The 12,361-nt window shown below is 68.1% G+C and carries 9 protein-coding genes and 1 pseudogene; 8 read left to right on the top strand and 2 right to left on the bottom strand.

All coding sequences use genetic code 11. From position 1 onward, the window contains the following. Nucleotides 1-87 precede the first annotated feature (87 nt). Together ACFWZH_RS36370 and ACFWZH_RS36365 are read left to right on the top strand one after the other, a co-directional pair. Entirely contained in the window at nt 88-1,329 is a 1,242-nt protein-coding gene (locus ACFWZH_RS36370; protein ID WP_384441665.1) for a serine hydrolase domain-containing protein, read from the top strand. A gap of 430 nt (nt 1,330-1,759) precedes the next feature. After that, nucleotides 1,760-3,082, top strand: a complete 1,323-nt coding sequence (locus ACFWZH_RS36365; RefSeq protein ID WP_384441662.1) for a cation:proton antiporter — start codon at nt 1,760-1,762, stop codon at nt 3,080-3,082. On the opposite strand, the gene ACFWZH_RS36360 is transcribed toward ACFWZH_RS36365, so the two are convergent. Together ACFWZH_RS36360 and ACFWZH_RS36355 are read right to left on the bottom strand one after the other, a co-directional pair. Then, a complete protein-coding gene (locus tag ACFWZH_RS36360) occupies nt 3,070-4,257 on the bottom strand; it encodes an FAD-dependent monooxygenase (RefSeq protein WP_384441659.1) in 1,188 nt (395 codons plus the stop codon). The two genes, ACFWZH_RS36365 and ACFWZH_RS36360, sit on opposite strands and share 13 nt — an antisense overlap. Before the next feature lie 120 nt (nt 4,258-4,377). After that, nucleotides 4,378-6,183, bottom strand: coding sequence for a chloride channel protein (locus ACFWZH_RS36355; RefSeq protein ID WP_384441656.1), 1,806 nt, complete (start codon nt 6,181-6,183; stop codon nt 4,378-4,380). Nucleotides 6,184-6,256: 73 nt separating this feature from the next. On the opposite strand from ACFWZH_RS36355, the gene ACFWZH_RS36350 reads away from it, so the two are divergent. The 6 genes and pseudogenes from ACFWZH_RS36350 (at nt 6,257) to ACFWZH_RS36325 (ending at nt 12,228) form a co-directional block, all read left to right on the top strand. Further along, nucleotides 6,257-6,790 (top strand): MarR family winged helix-turn-helix transcriptional regulator, encoded by a 534-nt coding sequence (locus ACFWZH_RS36350; RefSeq protein WP_384441653.1) that lies wholly within the window; start codon nt 6,257-6,259, stop codon nt 6,788-6,790. Between the two features lie 237 nt (nt 6,791-7,027). Beyond that, entirely contained in the window at nt 7,028-7,549 is a 522-nt protein-coding gene (locus tag ACFWZH_RS36345) for a hypothetical protein (protein WP_384441650.1), read from the top strand. Nucleotides 7,550-7,692: 143 nt separating this feature from the next. Beyond that, the gene (locus tag ACFWZH_RS36340) at nt 7,693-9,132 is read left to right on the top strand and encodes a flotillin family protein (protein WP_384441647.1); all 1,440 of its coding nucleotides are present in this window, start codon (nt 7,693-7,695) and stop codon (nt 9,130-9,132) included. A 391-nt stretch (nt 9,133-9,523) separates the two neighbouring features. Further along, nucleotides 9,524-10,123, top strand: a complete 600-nt coding sequence (locus ACFWZH_RS36335; RefSeq protein ID WP_384441645.1) for a DUF4142 domain-containing protein — start codon at nt 9,524-9,526, stop codon at nt 10,121-10,123. Nucleotides 10,124-10,410: 287 nt separating this feature from the next. Next, a complete protein-coding gene (locus ACFWZH_RS36330) occupies nt 10,411-10,917 on the top strand; it encodes a GNAT family N-acetyltransferase (RefSeq protein WP_384441642.1) in 507 nt (168 codons plus the stop codon). A gap of 471 nt (nt 10,918-11,388) precedes the next feature. Then, a pseudogene (locus tag ACFWZH_RS36325) lies at nt 11,389-12,228 on the top strand (IS5 family transposase). Nucleotides 12,229-12,361: the final 133 nt, after the last annotated feature.

Genomic DNA, 12,361 nt, shown 5'->3' with positions numbered 1-12,361 from the left:
ATCCCGCGCTCGTACTCACACGGGTGTGCACGCAACGCTCGCGCTCGGAGTTGCGGAACGTGGCCTCGCATGGTGGGGAGTCTCTCCATGCCCCATTTCCGAATACGTTTGCGTCGAGCGGCCGCGACGGCTGCCGCGGCAGGGATGTTCGCACTGCCGACCGCGAGCGTGGCCGGATGCGGTGGCCCCGCCGCGTCGGTGGAACCCTCGCCGTCCGTTTCCACACCGGCGTCCCCGGACGAGGTCCGTGACATCACCCCTGGCGTGACGCGGCAACTCGACACCGTCGTCCAGCGAATCATGCGGGAGGCGAAGATCCCGGGTGTGACCGTGGGACTGTGGACGCCCGACGGTAACTATGTGCGGTCCTTCGGGCTCGCCAACCCGAGCAATGGCCAGGCCATGGCGCCGGATCTGCACATGCGGATCGGGAGCGTGACCAAGACGTTCACCGTGACGGCGCTGCTGCAGTTGGTCGACCGGCACAAGGTGAACCTGGACGATCCGATCGGGAAGTACGTCGAAGGCGTGCCCAACGGAAGCAACATCACCCTGCGCGAGCTGGCCGGGATGCGCAGCGGCCTGTTCAACTACTCTAGGGACAACGCATTCTACGAGGCGCTGACGAACGATCCACACCAGCCTTTCGCCCCGCAGGAGTTGCTCGGCTACGCCTTCCAGCATCATGTGCTGTTTCCGCCGGGAAGTAGGTTCAAGTACTCCAACACCAACCTCATCCTGCTCGGCCTCGTCATCGAGAAGGTCACCGGTCAGCAACTGCGCGACTACATCAAAAAGGACGTCCTGGAACCGACCGGCCTGGACCACACGCTCCTGCCAGTCGACGCCACGTTCCCGATCCCGCACGCGCAGGGATACACGACCCAGACCGCGAACGGGGAGGTCCAGGACGCGGCCGACTGGAACCCTTCATGGGCCTGGGCGGCCGGCGCGATGATCTCCAATTTGCAGGACCTGCGCGTATGGGCGCGTACGGTGGCCACGGGCAAACTGCCCGGCGGCGGCGACCTGATCAGTCCCGACCTGCAGAAGCAGCGGCTCACCACACCCCCGACCCCCATCCCGGGCATCGGGTACGGCCTCGGCATCTTCAGCGTCCAGGGGTGGATCGGGCACAACGGTTCGCTGCCGGGCTACGAGTCCCTGGTGGTCTATCTGCCATCGGCGCGGGCGACCCTCGTCGTCCTGCTGAACAGCGACATCGACCATGACAACAAGGAGCCCACCACGCTTCTCGGCGAGGAGATCACGAAGATCGTCACGCCGGGCCACGTCTTCAACCTGCCCGCGGAGCCCGCGTCCAGGTAGGCCCCGTAGACAGGGATGCCGGGGGCGCCGCCCGCCTGCCGGCCATCAACGTCTTCGACGGCGACGCACCGACGCGCCAGGCGAGCAGCAGCGGCAGTGCTGGCCTCGACCTGTTCGCGGCCTCTGTCACCAAGCGTCGACCAGCTGCGCAGGCAGAGACAGTGTGGTGCGCGGCGCGGGAACCCAGTGTGCGTCGGTCCCCGAGCAGGCGAACGGAACGGCGGCAGGGGAACGGTCGCGCCAATGGAAACACCCCGCCAGGTGGAAATATCTCGGGCTTTTGCCAAGAACCGGGCTGAAGGTTGCGAGTGCGAGGAAATCCCCTCTAGGTCATATGCATCGGACACAGTCCTGTGTCGCCGCCTGACCGCGCGAGCGGCCTCCGCCGCCTGCCGATCCGCGGCACCTTCGTGAAGGGGACCCCACGCCCATGCACCTTGCCCATGCGCCCGCCCCTGTCGTCGTCCTCGCGGACATCGCGGTCATCCTGCTGTGCGGGATCGCCTTCGTCCCCCTGTGCAGACGGTTGCGCCAGCCGGTCATCGTCGGCGAGATCGCCGTCGGCATCCTGCTCGGGCCCAGCGTCCTCGGCCAGTTGCCCGGCGACCTGCCCCATCTGCTGTTCCCTGACGAAGTCCGCCCGTACCTGGGCATCATCGCCGACATCGGCATCGTGTTCTTCCTGTTCGCGGCGGGCTGGGAGCTCAACCTCACCGCCCTGCGCGGGCGCGGGCATGCCGTCGTGGCCGTCTCCGCCTCCTCCATGGCCCTCGCCCTGGTGTGTGTGACCGCCGCCGCCTATGCCGTCCAGGCCCTCCACCCCGCCCTCCCCGCCCACGACGTTCACCCGCTCGTCTTTTCTCTGTTCGTCGGCACTGCCTTGTCCATCACCGCCTTCTCCGTACTCGCCCGCGTCCTGCACGACAACGGACTGCACGTCACACCGGTCGGCACCACGGCCACCGCCGCAGCCGGCGTGGGTGAGATCTTCGCCTGGTGCGGCGTCACCGCAGTCATCGCCCTGGGCGGCGGCAACGGTGCGGGCCAGATCGCCCGCACCGCCGCCGAACTCGCCGCCTACGGCCTCGTCATGGCCTTCCTCGTACGCCCCCTGCTCTGCCGCCTCGCCGCACGGATGGACCTCGTCCAGCACCACTCCCTCGCCCTGGCCACCATCTGCGCCGGGCTCTTCCTCTCCGCGAGCGCCACCGCCTGGATCGGTGTCCACGCGGCCCTGGGAGCCTTCGCGTTCGGTGTCGTCATGCCGCGGCTGGACCCGGCAGCCCAGGCCGCGCTCGCCGCGCCCCTCCACCAGATGGGATCCCTCCTGCTGGCCGCGTTCTTCGTGGTCACCGGTCTTTCTGCCGATCTGACCACCCTCAGCGGCCTGGGCGTCCTCAGCGCGGGGCTCCTGCTGCTCGCCGCCTGGGCGAGCAAGTTCGCCGGGGCGGCTCTCGCGCACCGTGCCTTCGGTGGCACGTGGCGGGAGGCGGGGACGGTCGGTGTGCTGCTCAACTGCCGCGGCGTGACAGAACTCGTCGTCCTGGCCATCGGTCGTCAGACCGGGCTGATCGGCGACAAGCTGTTCACCATGCTCGTCCTCATCGCCCTCCTCACCACCGCCGCCGTCACCCCCCTCACCCGGCTCCTCAACCCCCGTGCCGGCACCCCGGCCCAGCCGCAGACCGTGCCGGTACCCCGGACCCGGCACGAACAGTCCTCCGGTCCTGCTGCGCCACCTCAGCCGCGCTGAGCGGGGTTGAGTTCCACGACGACGGATGTGGGCTTCCCGGCGAGGGCCACCCCGAGGTAGCGGTTGATGCCGGGCAGGCCGGCGGCCTTCAAAATGCCGCGGCGGACGTGCAGTTGCCAGGCGGCGTCCGGGACGAACCACCGGGCTGCTTTGCGTGCCGTGCGCTGTTTGTCGGCGACCACCGGCCGCCAGAGGCGTTCGTATGCGGCCAGGCCCGCCTCGATCGAGTCGCTGTGGTGGAGTTGTTCGGCCAGGAGGTAGGCGCCTGCGATGCCCAGGGATGAGCCTTGTCCGGCGAGGAGGGAGACGGCCTGGCAGGCATCGCCCACGAGTGTGACCCGGTCGCGGCTCCAGTGCGGCAGGTCGATCTGTGCGACCTGGTCGTAGTAGACGCGGTCGGCGGGCGGGCACTGCTCCAGCGCCCGCGGAACCACCCAGCCAAGGCCGGCGTACTCCCTCAGCAGGGCGCTCCGGACGTCGGACGGCAGGGTGGGATCGGGGGTGCGGTGCACGGCGAACGCCGCTACCTTTCCGTCGCGCAGGCCGTAGAACCCCATCTGCCGGCCGAGGGTGTCGGTGAGACAGAAGCGGTCCCGCACCTGGGCGTGGACGTCCGGGGCGTCGAAGACGAACGCGGCGGTGTGGAAGCCGAGGTAGCGCAGGTAGCGCGTCTCGTCACCGTGGATCACGGAGCGCACGGTGGAGTGGATGCCGTCGGCTCCGACGAGTAGATCGGCCGTGAGGGTGCTGCCGTCGGTGAGGGTCAGGCATACGCCGGTGGCGTGGTTGTCGATGTGCCGGATGCTGGTGGCGAAGCGCAGGTCGACCCGCTCCGACAGGCTTTCCCGCAGGGCCTGTTCGAGGTCGGGGCGCATCAGGCTCAGCAGCCGTCCCCGTACCGCCCGGCCGAACTGCGCATATGTCAGCCGGGCGCGGGTGTGCCCGTGGTGGTCGACAGACGCGGCTTCCTTGACCGGGTAGGCGAGCTGCCGAAGACGGGACAGGAGGCCCATGGCTTCGGCGGCGTCATAGCCGGGACCGAAGAAGTCGATCATGTAGCCCTGGTCGCGGGGACCGGGTGCCCTTTCCACCACCACGACCTCCCAGCCGAGGGTGTCCAGGCGCTGGGCGAGGGCGAGGCCGGCGATCCCGGCGCCGCAGATGACTGCTTTCATGCGGAACGACCTTCGCTTTCGTTGGGTCCGGCTGTCCGGTGACGAACGCATGTGTGCTGCGAGAGCTGTTGCGGTCTCCCATGCGTGTTGCGTGGTCCGTGCGGGGCGGGTGCCCCTCTGTCAGGCGATGGCTGGTGCGTGCAGCGCACGCAGCGCGCTTTGGTGGGTGAGCCAGCCCAGGAGGCGGTGCTTGTCCGGGCCGAGGACGGGCAGTCCGGTGCCGGGTGCGGCGACCAGGACGTGCAGGGCGGTGGACAGCGGCATGTCGACGGTGACGGGTGGGGCTGATTCGGCGAGGTCGCCCGCAAGAGCGGGCGGCTCGATGTCGCCGTCGGGGCGTTCGGAGAGTGCCTCGGCGACGGCGCGGGCCGTGATCGTGCCCAGGTAGCGTCCTTCTGCGTCCACGACGGGCAGCGCGCCGTGATCGGACAGGCGCAGCAGGTCTCCCGCCTCCAGGAGTGGAGTGGCGGCGGCCAGCGGCGTGGGCAATTGCTCCATGACCGATTCCACGGTCTGTGTACCCAGCTTGGGTCCGGGTGCCGGGGCGTTCAGGTCGATGCCCCGGCGGCGCAGTTTGAGGGTGTAGATGGTGTCGTGGGAGAGCAGTCGGCTGGTGAGGGTGGCCAGGACGATGGCGAGCATCAGCGGCAGGATGATCGAGTACTGGCCGGTGAGCTCGAAGAGGATGACGACGGCGGTGATGGGGGCCCGTGAGGCTCCGGCGAACATGGCGCCCATGCCGACCAGGGCGTAGGCGCCGACCGCGCCCGCGGCGGAGGGCATGAGCTGGTGGGTGGTGGCGCCGTAGGCGGCGCCGAGCATGGCGCCGATGAAGAGGCTGGGGGCGAAGACGCCGCCGGAGCCGCCGATGCCGATGGTCAGGCTGGTGGCCAGGACCTTGCCGGCGAGCAGGAGCAGCAGGAAGCCGGCGACGTATTCGCCGTGGGCGGCGTTCTCCAGTACGGGGTAGCCGACGCCGTACATCTGGGGAAGCACCAGCAGCACCAGGCCCAGCAGCAACCCGCCGACGGCCGGACGCAGCCACTCCGGCCCCCGCCAGGCCCAGTCGCAGGCGTCCTCGATCCAGTACAGGATCCGGGTGAAGCCGACGCCGACCGCGCCCGCGAGCACGCCGAGGACCGCGAACAGGCCGTACTGAGCGAGGTGTTCGACGTGGAAGGGCGGCAGGGTCAGGAAGGCGGTGTCGCCGAAGGCGGCCCGGCCGATGACGCTCGCGGTGACGCTGGAGAGCACGGTGGCGCCGAACGCCTCGACGCTGAAGGCGCCCAGTATCAGCTCCATCGAGAAGAAGACACCGGCCAGGGGTGCGTTGAAGGTGGCGGCGATGCCACCCGCCGCACCGCAGGCGACCAGCAGCCGCATCCGGTCCTCGGCGACCTTGACCACCCGCCCCAGGGTGGAGCCGAGGGCGGAGCCGATCTGGACGATCGGCCCCTCACGGCCGACCGAACCACCCGAACCGATGCACAGGGCTGAGGCGAGTGCCTTGACGACGGAAACCTGGGGGTTGATCCGGCCGCCGCGCTGGGCGACCGCCAGCATCACCTCCGGTACCCCGTGGCCGCGGGCCTCCTTGGCGAAACGATCGACCAGCGGCCCGTAGAGCAGTCCGCCGACGACCGGCGCCAGCAGGACGAAGAACGGGCCCAGCCACGGCACCTGCGGATTCGCGCTACGCCCTGCGCCCGCGTAATCGCCGTGGCCGGAGAAGAGATGGGTAGAGGCCACGATCAGCCAGCGGAAGGCGATCGAGCCGAGCCCGGCGCCCGCGCCAACTGTCACGGCGAGGGCGAGCAGCCCCCACGGAGCGTTGCCCACGCGCGCCAGGAGAGATGGCGGCCGAGCCTCGACGGCGACTGGTTCAAGGACGGAATCGGCAGGGTGTGATGTGCCTGCTCCACTCATATTTTCCTCTCCTCACTCTTTTTGCATTATGCAAACGTTGTCAAGTGCGCTCCCGAGCGAGGTAGAAATGAGCATGATCGAGCGCGCGGAGGGATCACCGGACATGGGCGACGTCGATGCGGTCACCCGGGCGGTGCTGACCGCCTCCCGGGTCCTGGTCGGCGTGTCCGCGCGCTCACTGGCCGCAGTAGAGGACAAGGTCACCCTGCCCCAGTTCCGCCTGCTGGTCGTGCTGTCGGTACACGGCGCCACCAACCTGTCCACGGTGGCCGAACTCCTCGGGGTCAACCCTTCCACCGCGATGCGCATGATCGACCGGCTGACCGGCGCGGGCCTCACCGACCGGCAGGCCAACCCGGACAACCGCCGCGAAACACTGATCCAGCTGACCGAGGACGGGCGCCGCATCGTCGACGAAGTCACCACCCGCCGCCGGGAGGAGATCGCCGCCATCGTCGGGCGAATGGACCCCGCACAGGGCGAGGCGCTGGTGGATGCCCTGACCGCGTTCACCGAGGCGGCCGGCGAACCGGCCGTTCCGCCGGCCGGTCACGACGCGTACCCGTTGGGCTGGACGGACATACCCGGCCCGGCAACGTCCGTCTGAGCGCCACCGCTGCCCCCTGACCGGCCTCGGCTCCTCGACGTCGGCAGCACGCCTCCGCCACGGCCTGAGCCGGCCACGCAGACTTCAGTGGATGAGAGCCCGCGCCGGACTCCGGTGATGCGAGGCGGCATTAAAGACGCGTAAAGATTGCCGGAAACCGGCAATGTTTTGACTCGGTCATGCGTGCGACGATCCTTCCTGTTCAGGCAATTCGCAAGAGCGAGGGAGGGTGTTCAGGTGGCCTGGTTTCTTAGCCTCGGCATAGCGGGCGTCGTGCTGCTCGTGCTCTCGCTGGTCTTCGACGGTGTCCTGGAAGGTGTCCTCGAAGGGGCCTTCGGGGGAGTCATGGACGGGCTCTTCGACGGTCTGCTGTCGCTGCCGGTGGTCGCGGGTTTCCTGTCGATGTTCGGTTTCGCCGGCGCGATCGTGCTGGGCGGCACGAGCCTTGGTGCCGGTGCCGCAACGGGAGTGGGTGTCGCGGCCGGAGTCGCTGCGGGCTGGCTCGCGTGGAAATTCAGCCGTGCGCTGCTGCGCGATCAGACCGACGCCACTCCGCGTCAGGAGGACCTGGTCGGCATCGCGGGCTCGGTGGTGACCGCCATTCCCGCCGACGGCTACGGCGAAGTGCTGGTACGGCTCGCGGGCCATCCCGTGAAGCTGGCGGCCAGGAGCGCGGTACCGGTGGCGCGCGGTGCCGAGATCTGGGTGGAGGAGTCGCTCTCGTCCACCTCGGTCACCGTGCGACCGGTCGAGAGCTGACCGCCACCCCTTCCTCTCAGGCCACGCGGCTCACGCCCCCGGCCGCCCCAACAGGCGACCGGAAACCGTCACCGAACACCCCATACACACGCACAGACCATCACTCGATCTGCCGACCCCTGGGAAGGCAGGGGGGATTTGATATGAGTCCAGTCATTACCGCCGTCGTGGGAGTCGTCGTACTCCTCGTCCTGCTCGCCCTTGTCGTCATCACGCGCTACAAGGTCGCGGGGCCCAACGAGGCGTTCATCATCACCGGACGGCGCGGCAAGAAGTCCATCGACCCGGAGACCGGACGGGTCAGCATCGACAACAGCGGCCAGAAGGTCGTGGTCGGCGGCGGGGTCTTCGTCGTTCCGTTCGTCCAGCAGCGGTTCTCCCTGGACCTGTCGAGCCGCCACATTCCGGTCGCCGTCCGCGGCGCTGTCACCCTGCGCGGTGTGAAGGCCAACCTCGAAGGCGTCGCGATCGTCAAGGTCGGCGGCAGCGAGGACGCGATCCGGGCCGCGGCCCAGCGCTTCCTTCAGCAGCAGAAAGGCATCGTCGGCTTCACCCAGGAAGTGCTCTCGGGTGCGCTGCGGGCCATCGTCGGGCGGATGTCGGTGGAGGACATCATCCGCGACCGCGCCGTGTTCGCCGGGCAGGTCGCGGAGGAGGCCGAGGCCAGCCTGTCGGGACAGGGCCTGATTCTGGACGCGTTCCAGATCCAGGACATCACCACCGAGGGCTCCTACCTGGAGGACCTGGGCCGGCCGGAGGCCGCCCGTGCGCGCCAGGAGGCCGATATCGCCGAGGCGAACGCCAAGCGGGCTTCGGAGCAGGCGCGGTTGAAGGCGGCCGAGGAGATCGCCATCGCCGAGCGGACTTTTAATCTGAAGCAGGCCGAGATCCGCGTCGAGACCGAGGCCGCGGCCGCCCGGGCCAATGCCGCGGGTCCGCTCGCCGAGGCCGCACGTCAGCAGGAGGTCCTCTCCGAGCAGGAGAAGGTCGCCGAGCGGCAGGCGGCGCTGACCGACCGGGAACTCGACACCAAGGTCCGCAAGCCCGCCGACGCGGCCCGTTACCAGGCCGAGCAGGAGGCCGAGGCCCGGCGCATCGCCCAGGTCAAGGAGGCCGAGGCGGAGGCCCAGCGCGCCCGGCTGACCGGTGAGGGCGAGAAGCTGCACCGTGCGGCGCTCGCCGAGGCGGTACGGATCGAGGGCGAGGCCAACGCGGCGGCGATCGCCGCGAAGGGCGCGGCCGAGGCCGAGGCCATGCAGAAGAAGGCCGACGCGTTCGCGCAGTACGGCGATGCGGCCATGCTCCAGATGCTGGTCGAGGCGCTGCCGCAGGTCGTGGCCAAGGCGTCCGAACCGCTCAGCGCCGTGGACAAGATGACCGTGATCTCCACGGACGGCGCGAGCCAGCTGTCCCGTACGGTCGCGGACAACGTCGCCCAGGGCATGGAACTGCTCAGCTCGACCACGGGCGTCGACCTCGCTGAGATGCTCAAGGGCCTCACCCAGCGCGGCGCGACCTCGAAGGCAGAGGCATCCGCCCCTGAGCGGGCCGCCGCCAACGGGCAGATCCCGATCACTGACTAACCATCCAACGGGGGTATGCAGGAGCCCGCCGGCAGATCGCTGCCGGCGGGCTCCTGCCTACCTCGCGCCGGCCACGTACGGCCGGTTGGCGAGGGAGCGGATGCCGCCGAGCAGGGCGATCGGTCAGGCGGTCGATCTGAGACCGCCAGGGGAGAGGGGGATCCTAGGCGACGGTGACTGCGCGCTACGCGCATTTGAGCACCTTCGCTGAATCGATTCGCTTGCCCAGTGCAAAGATTAGCGTGCCTCATGCCCGGCAGTACCAGGTGCAACAGCAACAGCGTCCGCTGATGAACCGTCGCGCACTTCAGGAGGCATGATGAAATCTCATGCGCGGAACCCACGGCCATCATCCCGTCGTGGCCGCCTGATAGCCGTCACCGTCGCTCTCGTGGCAGTCATCGCCACCGTATCCGTGTGGCTCTCGCAGAGAAACAGCTCCGCTGACGAGTCAGTCTCCGCGAACCTCCCTGTCTCTGGGGCCGGCGAAGCCGCCCCTCGGGCAGGAAACACCGGCACCGTCACCGAGTTGGACAAGACCTTCCTCGCCAAGGTCCGGCAGGCGGGCCTATGGGAGATGCCGGCGGGCCGGCTCGCCCAGACTCATGCATCGAGTGAAGCCATCAAACGCGCGGGGATGCATGTGCTCGACGGGCACAGCAAGCTCGATCAACTGGTCCGCGAGGACTCCGAGGCGCTGAACGCACCGATTCCCGACCAGGCCACCGCTGAACAACAAGGCTGGGTGGACCAGTTGAAGAAGGCCCGGGGCCACGCCTTCGATCAGCTCTTCGTGGACCTCCTCCGGGCATCCCACGGCAAGGTGTTCATCACCATCGGCGAAGTGCGCGCAACCACCAAGAACGCCTTGGTACGGCGACTGGCGACGCAGGCCAACAACACCGTGCAGGACCACATGGACGTCCTGGAGGACACCGGTCTCGTCACGGACGCCACCCTCGATGATGTCGCCTCGACGATTCCCAAGTGATCACCACCGTGCCGCGCCATGAGGGTGGCCCCTCAGAGAGCCGGGAGACTGCCTCAGGACCGTCTCTCATCTCAGCGGTTACGGATGGCCCTCACGACGTTCGGACCCGGGGCGTCGCCGGTCGATGGCTAAGTGGTCGACGCTCGTAGTCCTTCGGAGGTTGATCACGCGGTGAGGCGGGCGCCCCCTAGTTGCCGAGGAAAACCGTTGGGCTGCCCGATGCGTCTCAGGCATGATCGGCTCGTGGACACCTACCTGGAGACCGAGCGCCTGGCCCTGCGCCGCTCGTGGATCTGCTGATCGAGCTGGACAGCGACCCGGCGGTGATGCGCTACCTGTCCGGCGGTGATCCGACCGCGCCGGAGGTCGTCCGCGAGCGCTACATGCCGAACATCCTCGCTGGCTACGAGAAGTGGGGCGGCAAGCTCGGACTGTTCGCCGCGCACGAGAAGGGCGGCGGCGCGTTCATCGGCTGGTTCCACCTGCGTCCCGAGCCGGAAGGCCCGCTGGACGAAGCCGAACTCGGATACCGGCTACGGCAGACGGCATGGGGCAAGGGTTATGCCACCGAGGGCTCGCGGGCCTTGCTGGCCAAGGCGTTCACGGAGCTCGGTGTGCGCATGGTCTGGGCTGCGACGATGTCCGTGAACCACGGTTCGCGCAACATCATGAGGAAGCTCGAAATGACGCTCGCGGCCACCGTCCCCACTCCCTCCGACATGGAGATGGTCGAGGGCTCCGAGCATGGAGGCGTACGGTACGAGATCACCAAGGAGCAGTGGGAGCAGCAATAGCCACGGGGCGAACGACCGTTCTGCATCCACACCCAACGGAACCGGTAGGTGGATGGCAGGAGTCATACCGGGGTGAACCCGGGGCCCGCCACGGATTGTTGGTCACCGTCAACGACACGCCTTACCGGACGATCAGCGACTGGGCCGACAGCAGTAGCGGCGGCGCTGGCACGGCGGCCCTAACCTGGCAGCAGCCTCGCTCTGCAACCAGGACACCCGGACCGGTCTCGCCACAAAACCTGTTCTGAGAGGGTGTTTATGCAGGTCTGGCCCTATATGAGGCTCCCGTCCTTGCCCTGTTCTGGGGGCTTTCATCCCGTAGGTGGCGAATGACCTTCTCCGGGGCGGAGGTTCGGCCATCCGTCTCGTTCGCTTCTGCACCCGGAAGTCCGTCTGATTTGAAGATGTCGCGGAATCGCCTGATGGACAGCGGAACCGAGCCCTCCGGCTCGCCCGTGATCACGCTACGCCGTGAGCGAGCGCAAGCCGTACCCCAGTGACCTGTCCGACGCCCGATGGGCTCTGATCGAGCCGACGCTGACGGCCTGGAGAAAGGCCCGGCTTGACCGCAGGTCAACCGGGCAGCCGGCCAAGGTCGATTTACGCGACGTCTTCAACGCGATCCTCTAAGTGAACCGCACGGGAATCCCCTGGAAATACCTCCCGCACGACTTCCCGAACCACGGCACCGTCTATGCCTACTACGCCGCATGGCGCGACGAAGGAATCTTCGCCCAGCTCAATCACGACCTGACGGGACTGGCCCGGGTGAAGGAGGGGCGCAAGCCCGAGCCGACCGCCTCCGTGATCGACACCCAGAGCGTGAAGACCTCCAGCAACGTACCCGTGACCAGCCAGGGAACGGATGCGGCCAAGAAAATCGTCGGGAGGAAACGCGGCATCCTCACCGACACGATCGGCCTCATCCTTGCCGTGACCGTCACCGCCGCCGGCCTCTCGGAGAACGCCCTGGGAATACGCCTCCTCGACCAAGCGAAGGAGAAGTACCCGACCATCTCCAAGAGCTGGGTCGACACCGGCTTCAAAAACGCCGTCGTCGAGCACGGCGCCCGCCTCGGAATCGATGTCGAAGTCGTCAACAGAAACCCGGACACCCGTGGGTTTCACGTCGTGAAAAGACGCTGGTTGGTCGAGCGGAGTATCGGTTGGATCATGATGCACCGCCGTCTCGCCCGCGACTACGAGACCCTCACCGCCAGCTCCGAAGCCATGATCCACATCGCCTCGATCGACAACCTCGCCAGGCGCATAACGGACGAGACCACCCCCACCTGGCGAGGAACTTACTAGGGCATCAAGGGCAATCTGCCTACTTCAAACGCCCTCTGAGTGAGCGTTTGATTCGCTTGTCAGGTGGTTCATGGTGATTACCGGAGGCCAGACACGAGCACCGACCCGAGCGATCCACCGGAAAAATGGCTTC

Origin of the sequence: Streptomyces sp. NPDC059008, assembly GCF_042749045.1 — a bacterium.
Classification (GTDB): domain Bacteria; phylum Actinomycetota; class Actinomycetes; order Streptomycetales; family Streptomycetaceae; genus Streptomyces.
The sequence above is the reverse complement of the archived record's forward strand: the minus strand, read 5'-3'. Positions and strand labels throughout refer to the sequence as shown.